The sequence below is a fragment of the Allobosea sp. 47.2.35 genome (assembly GCF_024655635.1).
Lineage (GTDB): Bacteria > Pseudomonadota > Alphaproteobacteria > Rhizobiales > Beijerinckiaceae > Allobosea.
Genome location: NZ_JANLGI010000005.1, coordinates 117,891 through 137,379 on the forward strand (window position 1 = coordinate 117,891; position 19,489 = coordinate 137,379).

Here is a 19,489-nt window from a genome sequence, read left to right on the forward strand (position 1 = left end):
CTACAAATGCTCTCGCAGGAAACGGGCCACGCCGCCGAAGACGGTGCGCCGGTTCTCGATCCGGGCGAAGCCATGGCCCTCATGCGGAATGCGCACATACTCGACCGGCCGGCCGAGCCCGCGCAGCACCGAATAGACCATCTCGCTTTCGCCCGGCGGCACGCGGGGATCGTCGAAGCCCTGCGCGATGAAGAGCGGCACGCGGATCTGGTCGAGCTTATGGATCGGCGAGAAGCGGATCAGGTTTTCGCGGTCGGCGACGGGATCGCCATATTCGACCGCGCGCAGATAGCGCCGCCACGGGCCAGTCGTCTCCAGCAGCGTCAGGAAATTCGCGATGCCGTAGAACTCGATCCCGACCTTCCACAGGTCCGGCTGTTCGGTCAGCGCCGCCAGCACCATGAAGCCGCCATAGGAGCGGCCATAGACCGCGACGCGGTCGTCATTCACGTCGGATTGCTCGCGCAGCCAGAGCCGGACCGCCCCAAGATCGGCGACGCTGTCCATGCGCAGATGCTTGTCGTCGAGATGATGATAGCTGCGGCCATAGCCGGTCGAGCCGCGCACGTTCGGCGCGATCACCATGATGCCCTGGCTCAGGAAGAACTGCAGGTCGGCGCGGAAGATCGGGGTCCACTGCGCCTCAGGCCCGCCATGGACCACGACGACAGCCGGATAGCCGCCTTCCGGCACCTTGCCGCGCGGCCGATAGACGAAGAACGGCACTTCGAGCCCGTCGAAGCTCTTGGTGCTCGCGACCGTCGGCTCGACGAAGGTGGATTGATCGAGCCCGGCCTTCGAAGCATCGGTCAGGCGCTTCACCTGCTTCGAGGCGATATCGAAACGCCAGATATCGGGCGACGAGGTCGAGCCGTCGAGCGGGAAGACGAGCCCCGAACCATCCGGCAGCCAGGCGACGGAGCCGACCGAACCGGCAGGGAAGCCCTCGACCTCGAACTCCGCCCCCCCGGCGATGTCGCGCACGAAGATGCGGTTCCAGCCGCGATCATTGGCGACATAGGCGAGGCGGTTCTGGTCCGGCGCCAGCGCCACCGCCTCGATATCCTGCCCGTCGCGCTCGACGATCCAGCTTAGCGTGCCGTCGGCCGCCGAGCGGAAGGCGACGCTGAGAAATTCGCGGCCCTGGTCGGTGATCGAGAAGAAGCCGCTGCCATCCTTCTTCATCCGGTTGGCAGCATAGCGGGCGCGGCCCTCATGCGGCAGCAGCGCCTCGCGCGCCCCGCTTTCGAGATCGAGCCGGAACAGGTCCTGGTCGTTCATCGCATGGGTGGCGTCAGTGACCAGCAGCGAGCGCCCGTCCGGGAAGAAAGCGACCGCCTCGCGATAGCCGCTGCCCTCGAAGACGCGCCGCGCCGCGCGCGTCGCCATGTCCATCACATAGATGTCCATATGCTCGCGATCGCGTGCGTTCGATGCGAAGGCGATGCGCTGTCCGTCCGGCGCCCAGCAGCCCCAGACATGGACCACGGTCGGATCGTCGGTCAGCGGCTGCGGCACACCGGAGGCGCCCGGAACGAGCCAGAGCTGATGCCGTTCATCGCCGCCGCAATCCATCGTGAACAGCAGGTCGCGGCTCTTCGGGTTGAAGGCGATCGCGCCGACCGGTTCCGGCATGTCGGTCAGGCGCCAAGGCGCCCCGCCGGCGAGCGGCCGGAGCCAGATCTGGTGCGTGCCGCTCTCGTCGCTGAGATAGGCGAGCAGCTCGCCATCCGGCGCAAGCGCGGGGCTCTTGGCGCTGCGGATTTCGAGATAGGGCTCGATGCCCAGGCGGATCTGGCTGGCGGCTTCGTACATGGTCGTTCCTTCAGGCCGCGAGGGCCAACATCGAATCGCGCAGGCGATCGGTCGCATCGCGCAGCGCCAGCGACAGGGCCGGTGCGCTCGGCGTCGCCGCGTGATTGGCCTCGGTCACGATGGTGAAACGCGCCTCGGGCCAAGCCGTCTTCAGGCGCCAGGCCGTACACATCGGCGTCACGATATCGTAGCGCCCCTGCACGATCTCCGCCGGTAGGTGCCGGATGCGCGAGACGTCGCGCAGCAATTGGCCGGGGTCGAGGAAGGCGCCGTTGACGCAGTAATGCGTGAAGATGCGGGCGAGCGCGAGCGCGGCATCCGGCTCGGTCAATGCCGCGACATGCTCGGCATCGGGCAGGAAGGTCTGCGTCTTGCCCGAGAAGGTGCGCAAGGCGATCGCCGCCGCGATCTGCTGCTCACGATCGGGGCCGGTGAGCCGGCGATAATAGGCGCCGAGCAGGTCGCCGCGCTCTGCTTCCGGCACGAAATGGGCGAAGACCTCCCAATGGTCCGGAAAGATCGTGCGCGAGCCGTGGAACCACCAATCGATCTCGGCCCGCTCGGCCATGAAGATGCCGTGCAGGCGGAAGCCGAGGCAGCGTTCGGGATGGGCCTGCCCATAGGCGAGCCCGAGGCAGCTGCCCCAGGAGCCGCCTGTCACCAGCCAGCGATCGATGCCGAGATGCTCCCGGATGCGTTCGAGATCGGCGATCAGCGCCTGCGTGGTATTGCCCGCGAGTTCCGCCAGGGGGCTGGAGCGCCCCGCCCCGCGCTGGTCGAAGGTCACGATCCGGAAGGCGGTGGGATCGAAGGTCCTGCGCTGCGCCGGCTTGGTGCCGCCACCGGGCCCGCCATGCAGGAAGACCACGGGAATGCCGTCGGGATTGCCGCTCTCATCGACATGAAGCTCATGCCCGTCGCCGACCGGCAGGCGCAGGGACCGATAAGGCTCGACCGCCTCGTAGAGAGCGTTCTGGTCGTCTGGCACGCCGGGCTCCGCCGAACCGGAGCATCGCGACGCTCCTCGATCCCCGGAGGATGGCACGCGCGAAGCGCTGCTGGCTAATGCATTCGCGGCGCATTGTTATGACGATCCGGAATAGATTAGCGCCTTCCGCGGCCCCGACAACCGACTTTCCTCAAACCCGGCAGCTGACGCAAGAGCAGCGTTTGACGTATGTCTGAGTTGCTGTATACAGCTCTATAGCTCGATAACGGGAGAAGATCGGGATGGCATTCAGCATCATTCGTGCGGCGCTCGCCACGGCAACGCTAACCCTGGTCGCGCCGGCGGCGCAGGCCGGGCCGGTGCTCGACAAGGTCAAGGAAGACGGCAAGATCATCTGCCTGGTGAACCCGAATTCGCCGGGCTTCTCGGTTCCCGACAGCGCCGGCCGCTTCCAGGGCTTCAATGTCGAATTCTGCCGCATGGCCGCCGTCGCGATCTTCGGCGACGCCAACAAGGCGGAGCTGCGCGGCATCGGCTTCTCCGACAGCCTGAAGGCGATCATCAGCGGCAGCGCCCATATCGCCTCGCGCGGCATCACCGCGACCGGCACGCGCGACGCCGATCCCGGCGTCTCCTTCGTCACCACCACCTTCTATGACGGCCAGGGCTTCATGGTGCCCAAGAGCCTCGGCATGACCAAGCTTGCCGACCTGTCGGGCGCGACCGTCTGCGCCGAAGAGGGCTCGACCACCCTGCTCTATCTCGCAGACTGGTTCGGCGAGGCGAAGCTGCCCTACAAGGTCGAGAACATCGCCGACAAGACCGCCCGCCTCCAGGCCTTCTTCTCTGGCAAATGCGACGCAGTTGCGAGTTCTGTCTCGGCGCTCGCCGCCGACCGCCTGCTGGCGCCGAAGCCGGACGATTACGTGCTGGTTCCCCAGCGCTCCGCGACCGAGCCGCTGGCGCTCGTCTCCCGCCCTGATACCGAGCTTGAGAAGACCCTGTTCTGGGGCGTGCAGGTCATGGTCGCGGCCGAGGAATTCGGCCTGACCTCCAAGAACGTCGAGGCCAAGCTCGCCGCACTCAAGGACCTGCCGGTCGATGCACAGCGCCTGATCGCACCGAACGGCCCGACCGCCGACATGGCCAAGAAGCTGGGCCTGCGCCCGGACTGGGCCTTCCAGATCATCAAGCAGGTCGGCAATTACGGCGAGGTCTTCGAGAAACATATCGGCAAGGCTTCGCCGCTGGCGATGGACCGCGCCCAGTCGCCGAACCGCCTCGCCCGCGACGGCGGCCTGATCTTCTCCTACCCGGTCCGCTGAGACGCCCCATCGGCGCTACCTCCTCACAGGCCCTCCCGGAGCAATCCGGGAGGGTATTTTGTTTTTGCAAAGCCTGGCCCGTCAGCATGCCTTCAACAGTAGACAATCCCCGCCTCGATCCGCTTCATGAGCACCATGAGCACCGCATCTCGCGATGGCGGGACTGCCGGGCGGAGGGGCGCATGGCTGAGGGGATTGCCTGGGTCGAGCCACCGGACCTTGCCGGGTCGATCGGCATGCTGCCGCTCCCAGGGCTCGTGATCGCCAAGCGCGGCGAGCGCTACGTCGACGGCGCCTTGCAGGAAGAGGTGCTGGCCGCCCTCGCCGCACGGCAGACCGCCCTGCTGGTGATGCTGCTCGACGATGACGAATGCGGCCCGGACGAAATCGACGATCTGGCCGGCGCCGCCGAAGCGCGATCGATTGCCTTGCTTCGCGCACCGATCGCCGATTTCTCCGCGCCGGGCCAGCGGCTCGACTGGCCGGCCCTGATCGAGCGTCTCGCCGGAGAACTCCGCCAGGGGCGCCGCATCGCCTTCTGCTGCCTCGCCGGCTATGGCCGCTCGGGCATGATGGCGGCAAGGCTTCTGATCGCTACCGGCTCAACCGCGGAGGACGCCATCACCGCGGTGCGGAGCGCACGTCCCGGCGCGATCGAAAGCGAGGAGCAGGTCGCCTATTTGCTGTCCTGCGCGCCATAGCGCGCCAGCATGCGCTCGAGATGCGTCGCATGCAGCCGAAACAGCTCAGGGGCCGACAAGGCAGTCGCCTGCCCGACCACGGCCGCGATCTCCTCGACCAGCAGCGCATGCATCGCCATGGGCTCGCGCTTCAGCCAGTCGATCCAGCTGCGCGCCGTGCGGAAGAAGATGGTGTCGTCCATCTGCCGGAGCGCCTCGTCACCGATCAGGGCGTTGCGGACCTCGTGATGCGTCCGCCAGACGTCCCAGGCCTCCTTCAGCGAGGATTCCGGCTTGAGCAGCCCGGCCAGCGCCTGCAGCCGGGCATAGTCGGAGCCGAGTGTCGAGGGCAACTGGAGCGGGATCAGGTCGGCGATCAGGCGCGTCAGGCCGATGCGGAAGCGCAGCATGTCAGCCGATTGCGGCCCGACATAGGAGACGATCGTGCCCACGCCGTTACGAGTCTCGGCAAGCTGCTCGTAGACCAGCCGCTGCAGGACCTGCCGGATCGGCGTGCGGCTGACGCGGAACTCCGTCGCCAGCGCCGTCTCGTGGATGACATGGCCTTCGTCATATTCGCGCAGGCAGATGCGGTCGCGCACGATCTCGAAGATCACGTCGTTGCGCGAGCGCACCAGCTGGCGCAGCTGGCGCGTATCCGAACCGGCGATATCGACCGTCATCGTCTCTCTTCCTGCCCGCTCTGTGCTTAGAGCATCGCTTGAGCGGCTGGCCACTTCTTTTGTCGAAGGTCGGCCCTAGCGCGCCTTGACGGCGCCATGGCCGAGCCGCCGCGCCCGTTCCGAGATCAGCCAGCAGCAGATGAAGTAGAACAGGCCGATCGCCAGGTTCGCCTCCAGCGAATAGGCCTGCCATTGCGGATCGGCATAGGCCATGCGCGCGGTCGAGAGCAGGTCGTGCATCCCGACGATCGCGACGAGCGAGGTGTCCTTGAAGCTGCCGATGATCGAGTTGGTGATGCCGGGGATCGCCGTGCGCAGCGCCTGCGGCAGCACGACGAGCCGGATTCGCTGCGCCGATGACAGCCCGAGGCTCGCAGCCGCTTCGGTCTGGCCCTTCGGCAGGGCCTGCAAGCCACCGCGCACGTCCTCGGCGAAATAGGCGGCATAGAACAGGGTGAGCACGATCAGGATGGCTGCGACCGGCTCGATCGCGGCGCCGCGCGACAGGAGCAGCGGCAGGATGAAGATACCGGCGAACAGCACCGCGACCATCGGGATCGCGCGGACGGTCTCGATATAACCCACGGCGAACAGGGAGAGCCCGCGCTGGCCCGACCAGCGCGCGAGTGCCAGCACGACGCCGAGCGGAAAGGCCGCGGCCATGCTGAAGGCCGAGAGGAAGAGGATCAGCGGCAGGCCGTTCCAGCGATGCGATTCCACCACGGGAAGGCCGGCGACGCCAATGGGCGCCTTCGCGAAGGCGAGGATGGCCGCGATCATCACGAAGCTGGCGAGATAGGCGCGCCAGCGCTCGGGCTCGGGATAGGTCCCGGTCAGGACGAGATTGGCCTTCTCGCGCAGGAAGGCCCAGCAAGCGCCGCTCGCCGCCGCGCACTCGGCCCGGCTGCCGGAGAAGGGCACGGCATCGACCACGCCCCAGTTCAGCGCCTTCGCCACGAAAGCCACGACCCCGTACAGGACGAGGCCGGTGAGCAGCGTGTTCCACCAGCTCGAGAACAGGTTCGACCGCAGCCAGCGGCCGGCCGCGACGATGCGGCGGCTGCGTGGCGGCCCGACGACGAGAGGCGTCTCGGCGAGCGTGGTCATCTCAGCGCCCCCTGATGCGGAAGACATGGTTGCACCAGTTGACCCCGGCCGAGATCAGCAGGTTCGCGGTCAGGAAGAACAGCGCGACCAGCGTCATCAGTTCGATCGGCCGGAAGGTCTGGTTGACCGAGGTGCTGACCACGCTGAGCAGGTCGGAATAGCCGATCGCAAGCGCGATCGAGGTGTTCTTGAGCAGGTTGGAATACTGGTTGCCGAGCGGTGGCGTGATGACGCGCAAGGCCTGCGGCAGCACGATCAGGCGCATCGTCCGGAGCCGGCTGAGCCCCAGCGCCAGCGCCGCTTCGTGCTGGCCGCGCGAGGTCGCGAGGATGCCGCCCTCGACAATCGCGCCGATCTGCCCGCCATGATAGACCGAGAGCGCCAGGACGAGCGCCGCGAATTGCAGCGAAAGCCCCATCCCTCCGCTGACATTGAAGCCGGTCAGCTTCGGCACCGACCATCCGATCTGCGCGAGCCCCGACAGGATCAGCCCGGCATAGAGCGCGAGCCCCGCCACCAGCACCGGCAGGGCGACCGGCCGGCGCTGTCCGGTCGCATCCTGATGCCGCTTGACCGCCCGCGCCCAGAACGCCCAGCCGACGAGCCAGAGGCAGGCCGCGAGCGCCAGCAAGAGCCCGCCATGCCCGATGACCGGCGACGGCAGGGCGAGCCCGCGATTGCTCAGCATCGCGCCGAAGGGGCCGGTCCAGGCCGCCTTGATATGCGGCAGGCCGCGGACCAGCGCGACATAGAGCGCGATCACGATCAGGAGCTTCGGCAGGTTGCGCAGCAGCTCGACATAGAGCCGCGCGAGATTGCGCACGAGCCAGTTCGAACTGGTCATGGCGATGCCGACGACGAGGCCGATGGTGCTCGCCAGCACCAGCGTCACCGCCGCGGCAGCCAGCGTGTTCAGGATGCCGACAAGCAGCACATAGGCATAGGTATCGCGTGGGGAATACGCGATCAGGCTCTCGCTGACGTCGAAGCCGGCCTGCTGCCAGAGGAAGGAGAAATCGATTTCCATTCCGGCCGCCGCGAGATTGGCCGAGACGTTCCGCGCCCCCAGCACGCCCACACTGACGAGCCCGAGCAGGATGACGAGCGGCCAAAGCAGCCCTTGCAGGCGCTCGCGCAAAGGCGCGCCCGGCGGCGGCGGACTCGGCGCCTTGAGCACGCCGGCCGCGAAGGCCTGGCCGCCCGGAACGGGGCCGATCTCGCTGGCGGGGTCGTGTGTGGACAGCATGATGATATAGCTGTACACAGCTATATCATCATGTCAATCGACGAGCCCCGAAGCCCGATCGAACGACACGTTTCGCGTGAAGACGATGCGGCAGGTAGAATGCCCACCGTCCCGCCTCTGGAGGATTGTTTGCACAGCCCGGCGCCTTCCGTGTCCCGCCTCGCCCTGCCCGGCTTCGCCGGCGCGCTCCTGCTCGGCCCCTGCCCCGGTCGGCGCAAGGACACGCTCGATGATGCCGCCTCACAGGAGGTGCTGACGGAGGATCTGTCGCGGCTTGCAGGCTTGGGCGCGACCGGGCTGCTCAGTCTCGTCGAAGCCAAGGAATTGCCGGGCGGCATCGACGGTTTCGCTGCGGCTGTCCACGCTGCCGGGCTGGAATGGACCCATCTTGCCATTCCCGATTACGGCGTGCCGGATACGGATTTCATCGCCGGCTGGCGCAAGCTGGACCTGGCGCGTCGCCTGCGCGAGGGCGAAAACTGGGCGATCCATTGCCGGGCCGGACTCGGCCGCACCGGCACCATTGCCGCTCTGCTCCTCGTCGAGAACGGATCTGGCGCCGCCGAGGCGATCGCGCGGATTCGTCGTGAGCATGATGCCGCCGCGGTCGAGACCGAGGCGCAGGAAGCCTTCCTGATCGCGCAGCAACAGGCTGCGCTCCGGGCTGCCACCACCTCGGGCGCGAGCTGACTCAAAGGGCGTAGCCGAGCCTTTTCATCACCGCGGCCGTCAGGCGTTCGCAGCGCCGGCCGGCGAACGGAAAGGCATCGAGCAGCACCGGGCCGATCTGGTGCTCCAGCTCCTTGCGCACCAGCAACCGCGCCCGGTGCAGCCGGGTCTTGACCGTCTCCGGCCGGATGCCGAGGAGATCGGCGGTTTCCTCGACGCTGCGTCCCTCGATCACCCGCGCCATGAACACCCCGCGATAGACGTCGGGTAGGTTGTCGGTCGCACGCTCGACCAGTTGCAGGATCTGCCGCTGCGCCATCATTCGCTCCGGATCGTCGCCGCTGGTGCTGCCGGGGAACGGGATGATCTGTGCGGGAACGTCCTGATCCTCGGCGCGCAATGCCTTGTCCGCCCGCTTCTTCCGGCGCAGGCGGCCCAGCGCCTCATTGAGGGTGATGCGCGACAGCCAGGTCGACAGCGTCGCCTCGCCGCGAAAACTGTCGAGATGGCTGAAGGCCCTGACATAAGCCTCCTGCACCACGTCCTCGGCCTCGCTGTCGTTGCGGATCACCGCCCGCGCGATGCGGTAGAGCGCCTGGTTATGCGTCGTCATGATGGTGCGGAAGGCTTGCGGATCGCCCGCGCTGGCACGCCGGGCGAGGTCGATATCCCCTGTCGAGGCGGAGCCTGCATCGCGCGCGACCGTCGGAATGGATGGCATGATCTGTCCTCCTGCCCCCATCGGATGGCCGAGCCCGCAAAAGGTTCCCGATGATCGGCTGCGGGGCAAGTCGGCAAGCTGCCGTTTGCAGCGGCGGCAAACCTGCTTAGGCTGCCCCCGAACCACAAGCCGAACACCACGAAGGACGATGAGCCGTGCCGATGCCGACCCGACCGACCTCCCCGGACGAAACACGATCGCCGAGGCCGTGATGGAGGATCGCGTCAACGCCTTCGTGCCCGGCCCGCGCATCCATATTCCCGGCCGGCCCGGCGGATCGCTCTCGGGCCTCACCTTCGCCGTCAAGGACCTGTTCGACGTCGCAGGCACGCCGACCGGCGGCGGCAACCATGACTGGGCCCGGGCCAGTCCCGTCCCGGAACGCCATGCCTGGGCGGTGCAAACCCTGCTCGATGCCGGCGCCGAGTTCGTCGGCAAGACCATCACCGACGAGGTCTCGCTCGGCATCCTCGGCGAGAACGCCTTCGACGGCACGCCCTTGAACACGGCCGCGCCCGACCGCGTGCCGGGCGGCTCCTCCTCTGGCTCGGCCGCGGCCGTCGCCGCCGGGCTCTGCGACACCGCCTTGGGCACCGATACCGGCGGCTCGATGCGCGTGCCCGGCAGCTTCTGCGGGCTCTACAGCATCCGGCCGACCCATGGCCGGCTCGACCTCACCGGGCTGATGCCGCAGGCGCCGAGTTCGGACACCGCCGGCTGGTTCACCCGCGACGCCGCGACCTTCGCCCGTGTCGGCTCGGTCTTGCTCGGCGAGGCGCCCGGCCCGCTGCCGACGAAATTGCTCGTCGCCGTCGACGCCTTCGGCTTTGCCGACCCGGAGGTTGCGGAGGCCCTTCAGCCGATGGTCGCGCGGCTCGCTCGCATACTCGGCGCCACGCCGCGCGACGAGATCATGGCGCCGCAGGGCCTCTCCGTCTGGGCGCGGGCACAGCGCAGCCTGCAACCGGTCGAGGCCTGGCAGACCTTCCGCCCCTGGATCGAGCGGGACAATCCGCGCATGGCCTTCACGGTCGCGGCCGGGCTGATCGCCGGCTCGCAGGTTCCTGTAGCCGAGCAGAACTGGGCCGCGCTGATGCGCGAGGAAGCCCGCGCAAGGCTGCGCTACCTGCTGCCACCCGGCACGATCCTGTGCCTGCCCACGACGCCTTTCCCGGCTCCGCTGCGCGGTCTGCCGATGCCGGCGCTCCGGCCGATGCGGGACCGCATCACCTGCCTCTGCGCGCAGGGCGGGCTTGCCGGTCATCCGCAGGTCAACCTGCCCGGCGCCCGCGTCGACGGCGCGCCCGTCGGCCTGTCCATCATCGGCGGGCGCGGCACGGATGCCAGCCTCATCGCCGTCGCGCAGGCCATGGAGGCCGCATCATGACCGACCTGACCCCGAACATTCCCGAGATCGTGGCCGAGATCAGCGCCCTGTTCGAGGCTTACGAGCAGGCGCTGATCGACAAGAATGTCGACGTGCTCGACGCCGCCTTCTGGAACAGCCCCTACACCATCCGCTACGCACTGCACGAGAACGGCTACGGCTTCCAGGAGATCCACGGCCATCGCGTCGCCCGCCCGCCGGGGCCGGGGATCAAGGAGAAGCGGATCAGGCTGGAGATCCTGACGCTGGGACGCGATATCGCCACGGTGAACCTGGAGTTCAAGGTGCGCGGACGCGACGTGATCGGCCGGCAGAGCCAGAACTGGGTGCGCTTTCCCGATCTGGGCTGGAAGGTCGTCTCCGCCCATGTCTCCACGATGGAAGGGCCGCGCCTCTGGTAGGCGCAAGCCCGGCACCTCAGCGCTTGCGGACGAATTCCGTCCGCAGCACGAGGCCCTTGATCGTGTCGTGGCGACAATCGATCTCCTCGACATTCTCCGTCAGGCGGATCGAGCGGATGACCGTGCCCTGCTTCAGGGTCTGGTTGGCACCCTTCACCTTGAGGTCCTTGACCAGCACGACGGAATCGCCGTCGGCGAGCACATTGCCGGCGGCATCGCGCACGACTGGCGCCGCGGCAGCTGCGGCGGCCTGCTTAACTTCCGAGGCCGGACGCCATTCCCCAGTCGCCTCATCATAGATGTAATCGTCGTCGGACATGTCGTTCCCGTCTTGCGGCCGGGCGCTCGCCATCGGCCCGATCCGGCGGGGTTACACGATGCCCGGCGACTTCGCCAAATCGGCGGCTAGACGGTGCCCAGCGGCTTCTCGGCCATCTCGGTCACGATCGCCTCGTCGATCGGCGTCTCGTAGGTCATCAGCATGTAGCCGAGCACCGAATAGAAACCGACCGTCGCGATCAGGTCGAACACGGCCTCGCGCCCGAGCGCCGCGGCAAGCTCGGCTTCGAGCGCAAGCGACAGGCGCTTGTCGTCGAAGAGCGCATCGACCGCCCGTACGATCAGACCGTCCTCGCCTTCCGGCTGACCACGCAGCGCCGCGATGCGCGCGTCGCTCATGCCGAGCACGCGCGCCCGGCTGACATGATGCGCCCATTCATAGGGCGAACCCATCCGATGGGCCGCGCGCAGGATCACCACCTCCGAGCGCACCGGCCCGAGCGCGCTGTCCTTGACGACATGCTGGCGCAAGGGCGCCCAGGCCTTCAGCAGTGCCGGATGATGCGCCATCGTCCGGTAGACGTTGAGTGCGGTGGCGAAGCCGCCCTTCATCTCGGCGAGCGCCTCGGGCCAGTCGGCATCGCTGATCGGCGGGCAGGGAGAGGTCGTCATCGGGGATCTCGCGAAGGTCAGGGCGTCAGGTATTTGGCGTAGAGGGCAGGCACGCGGTCGGCCCAGATGCCGGTGAAGCTGCGATAGCGCGCGACCTCGGCGAGGTCGATCTCCACCCGCAGCACGTCCTCGCGATCATGATCGAGCGCGCCGAGCACGCGGCCATCCGGCGCCACCGCACAGGAGCGGCCGAAGAAGCGCTGCCCGCCACGGCTGCCACTGCGGTTGCAGCTCAGGAAGAACACGCCGTTCTCGGTTGCCCGCGTATAGGCGCGGTGGATGAAGAGCGCCTCGTCGGTCACCGGCGCGGTCTCGGCTCCGAAGGAGGCCCAGACCGAAGTGACGATGCTCGCGCCCTGCAGCGCGAGGATGCGGGTGATCTCGGGAAAGCGGATATCGTAGCAGACCTGCATGCCGAGCCGCGTCCCGAAGACGGGATAGGTCTCGATGCTGTCGCCGCCGCTGAAGAACAGCTTCTCGTTCTGCCACTGGTGGATCTTGGTGTAGTCGCCGATCACGCCCTCCGGCCCGATCAAGAGCGAGGCGTTACGCATCACGCCCGCGCGCAGGCGGTCACGCAGGCCGAGCCCGATGACGAGATGCACGCGATGCTTCGCGGCAAGCGCGACGAGCGCCTTGATCTCCTCGCCATCCGGCGCGGCGCAGGCCTCGTAGAGCGCCGCCCCGAAATGCGGAACGTCGCTGATTACGGCTCCACCCGGCACCAGCGGCTCGACATAGCCGGTATTGGCCAGCTCCGGGAACAGGATGAGCTGCGCGCCCTTTGCCGCTTCCTCCGCGACGAACTCGTGGATGCGCCGGAAATTCTCGGCCGGCGCCAGGGACTGGACGTCCATCTGGACAAGGCTGGCGGAAATCATACGGTCGCTCCAGCGATGCGGCGCCCGGCCGCGAAATCCCAATCCCGGCCCGGCGCCGCGTTGATCAGCGCACGGGTATATTCGTGACTCGGCCTGCCCAGAACCTCGGCGGCCGGCCCCATCTCCACGACGCTGCCGCGCTGCATCACCATCACCTCGTCGCAGATTTGCGCGGCGACGCGCAAATCATGCGTGATGAACAGCACGGCGAGATTGCGCCGCTCCTGGATCTCGGCCAGCAGCGCCAGCACCTGCGCCTGCACGGAGACGTCGAGCGCCGAGACCGCCTCGTCGGCGACGATCACCTCCGGCTCCATCATCAGGGCGCGCGCAATCGCGATGCGCTGGCGCTGGCCGCCGGAGAACTGGTGCGGGAAACGATCGAGGCTGGAGCTGGGCAGGCCGACCACTTCCATCAATTCGCCCGCGCGCGTCAGCGCGGTCTCGCGATCCTCGCCGAGATTCAGCGGCCCCTCGATCAGGCTCTCGCCGATGCACAGGCGCGGATTGAGCGAGCGGTTCGGGTCCTGGAACACCATCTGCACGCGCCGCCGCGCCGGCGCCAGGGCCTGCTGACCCTGCAGGTTGGCGATGTCCTGCCCGTTGACGCGGATCTCGCCGCCGGTCGGATGCTCCAATCGCATCAGGCAGCGCGCCACGGTCGACTTGCCGGAGCCGCTTTCGCCGACGATGCCGAGCGTGCGTCCGCGCGCCAGCCCGAAGCTGACATCCTTCACCGCGCGCACGCTGCGGCTCTCGCGGCCCATCAGCTTTCCGAACAGCGAGCCGAAGCTGAAGGTCTTCTCGAGATTGCGGATTTCCAGCACCGCTTCGCCCCCGGACGAAGCGCGCGGCGCGCGCGGCGTCAGCGACGGCACGGATTGCAGCAGGTCGCGCGTATAGGCTTCGCGCGGCCGGCTCAGCACCTGCTCCACCGGGCCGGTCTCGACGATCTCGCCGCGTCGCATCACGCAGACCCGGTCGGCGATGTCGACGACCACGCCCATGTCATGGGTGATGAACAGGACGGCGGTGTTCTGCTTGTCCTGCAATTCGCGGATCAGACTGAGGATCTGCTTCTGCGTGGTGACGTCGAGCGCGGTCGTCGGCTCGTCGGCGATCAGGAGCTTCGGCTTGAGCGCGAGCGCCATCGCGATCATCACGCGCTGCCGCTGTCCGCCCGAGAGCTGATGCGGATAGCTGTCATAGATGCGCTGGGGATCAGGCAGGTGCACGGCCTCGAACGCGGCGAGCGCGGCGTCCCGGCGCTCCTTCGGACGCATCTTCGTATGCGCCCAGTAGACCTCGTCCATCTGCAGCCCGATGGTCAAAACCGGGTTCAGCGCGGTCATCGGCTCCTGGAAAATCATCGCCATCTCGGCACCGCGCAGCGCCTTGGTCCGGGCCGGCGTCGCGGTCAGGATATCCTCGCCGTTGAACCGGACGGCGCCGGCCGTCGCCCGCAATTCGTCGCGCGGCAGCAGGTCCATCGCGACCAGCGAGGTCACCGACTTGCCGGAGCCGGATTCGCCGACGAGGCAGAGCGTCTCGCCGGGATGGATGTCGAAGCTGATGCCCTTCAGGATGTCGTTGGGCTGGCGCCCGCGCGTCGCGACCTTGAGATCGCGGACGGAAAGGACGGGCTGGGTCGCGGCGGTCGCCATCACGGAGCCCTCCCCTGCATTTTCGGATCGAGCCGGTCGCGCAGCGCGTCGCCGAGCAGGTTGATCGAGAGGATGCAGAGCGACAGCACGATCGCCGGCCAGAACACCAGCCAGGGGTTGATCGCGAAATAGAGCCGTCCCTCGGCCATGATGTTGCCCCAGCTCGGAACCTCCGTGCCGATACCGACGCCGAGGAAGGAGAGCGCCGCCTCGGTCAGGATGGCGGAGGCGTACATATAGGTGCCCTGCACGATCAATGGCGCGATCGTGGTCGGCAGCAGATGCTTGCGGATCAGCTTGCCCGGCCGGGTGCCGAGCAGCACGGCGGCATCGACATAGGTCTCCTCGCGCGCCGCGATGACCCGCGCCCGGACGAGGCGCACGACCTGCGGGATGGCCGGGATCATGATCGCGATGATCACGGTGACGAGCCCGCCCCGGACCAGCGCGACGATGGCGATGGCGAGCAGGATGCCGGGGATCGCCATCAGCCCGTCCATCATCCGCATCAGCACGCCGTCGATGCCGCGATACCAGCCGGCGATCAGCCCCAGCGGCAGGCCGATCACGATCGCGCCGACGGCAACGCCGGCACCGACCAGAAGCGAGACCCGCGCGCCGTAGACCACGCGCGAGTAGAGATCGCGGCCGAAGGAATCCGTGCCCAGCCAATAGGTGTCGGAGGCCGGCTTCAGGCGCATCGCGGCATTGAGCTTGGTCGGCTCGAAATTGGCGAGAAGCGGCGCGAACACCGCCATCACGATCACGGCGACGAGGACGATGACGGCGAGCACCGTCGTCCAGTGCGGCGGGTTGTCGAGCAGGCGGCGGCGCGGATGCGCGCCCTGCGCGGGGTTCGACGGAGCGCTCATTGGTAGCGGATCCTCGGGTCGGTCAGGGCATAGGAGAGATCGATCAGCAGGTTGATCAGCACATAGGTGCCGGCCGTCAGCAGGATGATCGCCTGGATCAGCGGGTAGTCGCGGGCAAGCACGCCATCGACCACGAGGCGCCCGAGGCCGGGGATGTTGAACACGGTCTCGGTGACGACGACGCCGGAGACCATCATGGCAAAGCCGGTGCCGACCACCGTGAGGATCGGGATTGCGGCGTTGCGCAGCGCATGGCGGAACAGCACGATCCGCTCGCCCAACCCCTTGGCCCGCGCCGTGCGGACATAATCCTCGCGCAGCACCTCCAGCATCGAGGCGCGCGTCATCCGCGAGACCAGCGCGATATAGAAGAAGGAGAGCGCCAGCCCCGGCATCACGATGCGATGGAAGAACGGGCCGAAGCCGTCGGCCAGCGCCCTGTAGCCCTGCACCGGGAACCATTTCAGGTTGACCGCGAAGACCGCGATCAGCACGTAGCCGATCATGAAGATCGGCACCGAGAAGCCGACGACCGAGAGCGCCATGACGAAGCGGTCGACCATGCCGCCATGGCGCCAGGCGGCGAGCACGCCGAGCGGCAGGGAGATCACCACCGTGAAGATCATCGCCATGACCGCGAGCGCCAATGTTGGGCCGATGCGCTGGCCGATCATCTCCAGCACCGGGCGCTGCGAGATCAGCGATGACCCGAAATCGCCTGCGGCCATATTGGTGATCCAGGCCACGAACTGCCCGGCGATCGGCTTGTCGAGGCCGAGATTCTCGCGAATGGCCGCAAGCTGCGCCGGGGTCGCCTGGTCGCCGGCGATGGCCTGTGCCGGATCGCCCGGCGTCAGCCGCAGCAGCAGGAAGACGAACAGCGCCACGAAGAACATGACGGGGATCGCCATCGCGAGCCTGCGCAGGAAATAGGAAGCCATGGAGTTCTCCACGCGCCTGGGCATCCACCCAAGCGGGCGATGCCGGAAACCGGGCCGGTCAGGCCGGGCGGCGAAGCACCGCCGCCCGGCGCCTCGGCGTTACTTGCTGACACCCCAGAACAGGGTGATCGGGCCCGGCTGAAGATTCTTCAGCTTGGCGTTCCAGGCGGCGACGGACTGGAATTCGCCGGCATTGAAGTAGAAACCCTCGTCGAAGGCGATCTGCTGGATTTCCCGGGCGATCTTCTTCTGCTCGTCGAGCGTCGCGGCGGTGATGTAGGCCGTGCGCAATTCCTCGACGCGGGCGCTCTTCGGCCAGCCCGACCAGGCGGTGTCGGCGCCGGACGCGTCGAGCATCGCATGCACGGTCGGGTTCCAGATGCCGGACACGCCCCAATAGGTGAAGAACACGTTCCAGCCGCCCTGCGCCACCGGCTGCCAGCCGTTCTTGCGCGACTGGAGCGTCGCCCAGTCCATCGAGGCGACATCGATCTTGAAGCCCGCCTCGCGCAGGCGCTCGGCCGCGACGATCGGCTGGGTCGAGAGGATCGTCAGGTCGGTCGGCTGCATCATCAGCACCGGCGTGCCGTCATAGCCGGAGGCCTTGAGCAATTCCTTGGCCTTGGCCATGCGCTCCTTAGCACTACCCTTGAGGTATTCGGAGCCGGCATCGGAGGCGAGCGGCACGTCGCAGCCATAGACCGAGGCGCAGAGCTTGTAATACTGGCTGTCGCCGATCGCGGTCTGCATCAGCTGGTCCTGGTCCAGCGCATACATCGCCGCCTGGCGGACCTTCGGGTTGTCGAAGGGCGGCAGGCGATGGTTGAAACGGCCGGTCACCTGGCTGCCCAGCGCATTGATGGCGCCGGTCTTGATCTCGTCATTGGCCTTGAGCAGCGGCAGCAGGTCGATCGTCACCTGCTCGATCAGGTCGACATCGCCGGATTGCAGCGCATTGATCGAGGTCTGCATGTCCGGCATCGCCTTCCACACGACCTTGTCGACATTGATCACCTTGCCGCCGGCAGTCCAGCTCATCGGCTCGGTGCGCGGCTTGTAGTCCTTGTTCTTGACATAGACGGCCTGATCGCCCGGCCGGTACTGCTCCGCCACGAAGCGGAACGGGCCGGAGCCGACCATCTCGGTGACCTGCTTGCCGGCCGGCGTCTCGGCGAGGCGCTTCGGCATCATGAAGGGCGGCACCGGCGATGGCTTGGCCAGCAATTCGAGCACCTGCCCGAAGGGCTTCGCCAGCTTGATCACCAGGACCTTGTCGGAGGTGGCCTCGATCGAGGCGACATGCGCCATCATCGTGCGAGCGGCGCCATCGTTCTCGCCCCAGCGCTTCAGCGATGCCACGCAGTCGGCGGCCGTGACCGGCGTGCCGTCATGCCATTTCAGGCCGTCGCGCAGCGTCAGCGTATAGGTCAGCTTGTCGGCCGAAACGGCATAGTCGGCCATCTGCGGCTGCGGGTTGTACTTGGCGTCCATGCCGAGCAGCGTGTCGAACACCATGAAGCCGTGCGTGCGCACGATCTGCGCCGTGCTCAGGATCGGGTCGAGCGACCGCAGCGGCGCCTGCATGACGACATTGAGCGTCGTCTCGGCCAGGGCCGGCATTGCGGAAAGGGAGCCAGCGACCAGCGCGGCAGCCCCGACAATCTTGAACCGAAACGTCATTGTTATCCCCTCGTTTTTGGTTGCTTGGATAGGTCGAGCGTCGTCAGGTGGGAGCGTCGCTCCACGGATAGGCGCGTGCCGTATCGAGCTGGCGGTACGGGATCAGCCGCACATCGGCGGGGCCGAGATCGGGCGTGTCGACCACGAGGATGCGGTCGGCCATCGGCTCGTAATAGTCGCGGAAATGCGTCTTCGAGCGCAGCAGGATCACGTCGTAATCCTCCGGCCGCTCGCCGAAGATAAAGAACGGGTCGCCATCGACCGCGAAGGCGAAATGCGAGACCACCGAGACGCGGATCGCGCCGATCTGGATGAGCGCGGTGAGCCCGAGATCGACGAATGAACCGCGCTGGTAGCGCCCGGAGACGTTGAAGGATTTCGGCCCGGACCAGATGACCCGCGCCACGGCTTCGACCGGCCCGCCGGTCTCCGGCGCCGTCTTGCCGGCGAGCGCGACGGTGATCTCGGCGCCCTCGCCTGCCGCATGGGCCTGCGCCGCCGTCTCGGGATCGAGCAGGAAGGGAACGTTGACCCGCCCGACGTCGCGGCCGAGCAGCGCCCGCAGCAGATGGGTCGAGTCGTTCATCCGGTCGGCATGTTCGAGCAGCACGATCGGGCGGCCCTGCGCCGGCTTGCGCGCGACATCCGCCAGTGCTTCCTCGACACTCAGGATCGGAATGGCGTTGGCGATGGCCTTCCGCGCCGCGCGCAGGCGCTCCGAAAAGGCCTGCGCCTTGGCCTCGGCCGCGTCCTGCCCATCCCAGTCGAGGCAGATCACCGACATGCCGGTATTGGCGCTATCGGCATAGGAGAAGCCGGCCATGATCGAGATGTCGCAATCGCCCGCCTGCTCGGTGGCGCGTGCCTCGGCGATGATAGAGGCCAGAGGCTGAAGCGCCGTCGCCGACATGATTGAGGGGATGACGACATCCGGCCGCGCCACCGCGAGACCGGGCCGGCGTCCCTCGCGCAGGAACCGCAGCAGGGCGCGGGCCGCCCGCTCGCCGGTCTCGCCCATGTCGATATGCGGGGAATGGCGATAGGCGACGGCGATATCGGCGCCGCGCAAGGTCTCGCGATCGATATTGCCGTGATAGTCGAGCGCGACAGCGATCGGCAGCGCCGGGAAGGCCGCACGCACTGCATCGATGACGTGCCGCTCGACATCCGGGTAGCCCGCCGCCCAGCAGGCGCCGTGCAGGAACAGGATGACGCCGTCGAGCGGGCCGCTTTGCCCGATGCCTTCGACAATCTCGCTGGTGTAGTGCGCGACGGCCGCATCCGCCGTCGGGCCGAGCGCGCCGAGCAGCGTATGGAACAGCGGCACGAATTCCGCGCCCTCCGCCTCGCAGATCTTCAGGCAGCCGCCGGGCACGGTGTTGGTGCCACGGAACCGCTCCGTCAGCTGCCGCCCGCGCACGCAGACGCGCTCGAACTCCGCCAGCTCCACGATCTGCGGAACGGCCGTTACCGATTCGAGGTTGAAGCCGGCGAAGGCGATGCGGAACGTCATGCCC

19 protein-coding genes are annotated in these 19,489 nt (G+C 67.6%); 5 read left to right on the top strand and 14 right to left on the bottom strand.

What is annotated here, in order from left to right:
- Together NUV79_RS08820 and pip are read right to left on the bottom strand one after the other, a co-directional pair.
- Complete coding sequence (locus tag NUV79_RS08820) at nucleotides 1–1,815, bottom strand: S9 family peptidase (RefSeq protein WP_257732702.1); 1,815 nt, start codon at nucleotides 1,813–1,815, stop codon at nucleotides 1–3.
- A 10-nt stretch (nucleotides 1,816–1,825) separates the two neighbouring features.
- Complete coding sequence (pip, locus tag NUV79_RS08825; RefSeq protein WP_257732703.1) at nucleotides 1,826–2,803, bottom strand: prolyl aminopeptidase; 978 nt, start codon at nucleotides 2,801–2,803, stop codon at nucleotides 1,826–1,828.
- A gap of 242 nt (nucleotides 2,804–3,045) precedes the next feature.
- Here pip and NUV79_RS08830 point away from each other — a divergent pair, with 242 nt between their 5' ends.
- Together NUV79_RS08830 and NUV79_RS08835 are read left to right on the top strand one after the other, a co-directional pair.
- Complete coding sequence (locus NUV79_RS08830) at nucleotides 3,046–4,089, top strand: transporter substrate-binding domain-containing protein (RefSeq protein ID WP_257732704.1); 1,044 nt, start codon at nucleotides 3,046–3,048, stop codon at nucleotides 4,087–4,089.
- Between the two features lie 182 nt (nucleotides 4,090–4,271).
- Complete coding sequence (locus NUV79_RS08835) at nucleotides 4,272–4,790, top strand: phosphatase domain-containing putative toxin (RefSeq protein WP_257732705.1); 519 nt, start codon at nucleotides 4,272–4,274, stop codon at nucleotides 4,788–4,790.
- Here the strand turns inward: NUV79_RS08835 and NUV79_RS08840 are convergent.
- From NUV79_RS08840 to NUV79_RS08850, 3 genes are all read right to left on the bottom strand, one after another.
- Nucleotides 4,766–5,452 carry a GntR family transcriptional regulator gene (locus tag NUV79_RS08840; protein ID WP_257732706.1) on the bottom strand — a complete coding sequence of 229 codons (687 nt, stop codon included), beginning with the start codon at nucleotides 5,450–5,452 and terminating at the stop codon, nucleotides 4,766–4,768. The two genes, NUV79_RS08835 and NUV79_RS08840, sit on opposite strands and share 25 nt — an antisense overlap.
- Before the next feature lie 75 nt (nucleotides 5,453–5,527).
- Nucleotides 5,528–6,559 carry an amino acid ABC transporter permease gene (locus NUV79_RS08845; RefSeq protein ID WP_257732707.1) on the bottom strand — a complete coding sequence of 344 codons (1,032 nt, stop codon included), beginning with the start codon at nucleotides 6,557–6,559 and terminating at the stop codon, nucleotides 5,528–5,530.
- Nucleotide 6,560: 1 nt separating this feature from the next.
- Nucleotides 6,561–7,823, bottom strand: coding sequence for an amino acid ABC transporter permease (locus NUV79_RS08850; RefSeq protein WP_257732708.1), 1,263 nt, complete (start codon nucleotides 7,821–7,823; stop codon nucleotides 6,561–6,563).
- 132 nt (nucleotides 7,824–7,955) lie between these two features.
- On the opposite strand from NUV79_RS08850, the gene NUV79_RS08855 reads away from it, so the two are divergent.
- Nucleotides 7,956–8,495 carry a phosphatase domain-containing protein gene (locus NUV79_RS08855; protein WP_257732709.1) on the top strand — a complete coding sequence of 180 codons (540 nt, stop codon included), beginning with the start codon at nucleotides 7,956–7,958 and terminating at the stop codon, nucleotides 8,493–8,495.
- 1 nt (nucleotide 8,496) lies between these two features.
- Here the strand turns inward: NUV79_RS08855 and NUV79_RS08860 are convergent, their stop codons facing one another.
- Entirely contained in the window at nucleotides 8,497–9,195 is a 699-nt protein-coding gene (locus tag NUV79_RS08860; RefSeq protein ID WP_257732710.1) for an RNA polymerase sigma factor, read from the bottom strand.
- A 148-nt stretch (nucleotides 9,196–9,343) separates the two neighbouring features.
- Between NUV79_RS08860 and NUV79_RS08865 the strand changes: the two genes are divergently transcribed.
- On the top strand, nucleotides 9,344–10,582 hold the full coding sequence (locus NUV79_RS08865; protein WP_257732711.1) for an amidase: 1,239 nt from the start codon (nucleotides 9,344–9,346) through the stop codon (nucleotides 10,580–10,582).
- Nucleotides 10,579–10,983, top strand: a complete 405-nt coding sequence (locus tag NUV79_RS08870) for an AtzH-like domain-containing protein (RefSeq protein ID WP_257732712.1) — start codon at nucleotides 10,579–10,581, stop codon at nucleotides 10,981–10,983. Before NUV79_RS08865 ends, NUV79_RS08870 begins: the two co-directional genes overlap by 4 nt.
- 16 nt (nucleotides 10,984–10,999) lie before the next feature.
- On the opposite strand, the gene NUV79_RS08875 is transcribed toward NUV79_RS08870, so the two are convergent.
- The 8 genes from NUV79_RS08875 to NUV79_RS08910 all read right to left on the bottom strand — a co-directional run bounded on the left by NUV79_RS08875 (nucleotide 11,000) and on the right by NUV79_RS08910 (nucleotide 19,485).
- A complete protein-coding gene (locus NUV79_RS08875) occupies nucleotides 11,000–11,302 on the bottom strand; it encodes an alkylphosphonate utilization protein (RefSeq protein WP_061970508.1) in 303 nt (100 codons plus the stop codon).
- An 86-nt stretch (nucleotides 11,303–11,388) separates the two neighbouring features.
- Nucleotides 11,389–11,934, bottom strand: coding sequence for a carboxymuconolactone decarboxylase family protein (locus NUV79_RS08880; RefSeq protein ID WP_257732713.1), 546 nt, complete (start codon nucleotides 11,932–11,934; stop codon nucleotides 11,389–11,391).
- Nucleotides 11,935–11,951: 17 nt separating this feature from the next.
- Nucleotides 11,952–12,815, bottom strand: coding sequence for a carbon-nitrogen hydrolase family protein (locus NUV79_RS08885; protein ID WP_257732714.1), 864 nt, complete (start codon nucleotides 12,813–12,815; stop codon nucleotides 11,952–11,954).
- A complete protein-coding gene (locus NUV79_RS08890; protein WP_257732715.1) occupies nucleotides 12,812–14,479 on the bottom strand; it encodes an ABC transporter ATP-binding protein in 1,668 nt (555 codons plus the stop codon). Before NUV79_RS08890 ends, NUV79_RS08885 begins: the two co-directional genes overlap by 4 nt.
- On the bottom strand, nucleotides 14,479–15,351 hold the full coding sequence (locus tag NUV79_RS08895; RefSeq protein WP_257732716.1) for an ABC transporter permease: 873 nt from the start codon (nucleotides 15,349–15,351) through the stop codon (nucleotides 14,479–14,481). The genes NUV79_RS08890 and NUV79_RS08895 overlap by 1 nt, the downstream gene beginning before the upstream one ends.
- Complete coding sequence (locus tag NUV79_RS08900; protein ID WP_257732717.1) at nucleotides 15,348–16,292, bottom strand: ABC transporter permease; 945 nt, start codon at nucleotides 16,290–16,292, stop codon at nucleotides 15,348–15,350. The genes NUV79_RS08895 and NUV79_RS08900 overlap by 4 nt, the downstream gene beginning before the upstream one ends.
- Before the next feature lie 99 nt (nucleotides 16,293–16,391).
- Nucleotides 16,392–17,972, bottom strand: a complete 1,581-nt coding sequence (locus NUV79_RS08905; RefSeq protein ID WP_257732718.1) for an ABC transporter substrate-binding protein — start codon at nucleotides 17,970–17,972, stop codon at nucleotides 16,392–16,394.
- Between the two features lie 43 nt (nucleotides 17,973–18,015).
- On the bottom strand, nucleotides 18,016–19,485 hold the full coding sequence (locus tag NUV79_RS08910) for a M81 family metallopeptidase (RefSeq protein ID WP_257732719.1): 1,470 nt from the start codon (nucleotides 19,483–19,485) through the stop codon (nucleotides 18,016–18,018).
- Nucleotides 19,486–19,489 lie beyond the last annotated feature (4 nt).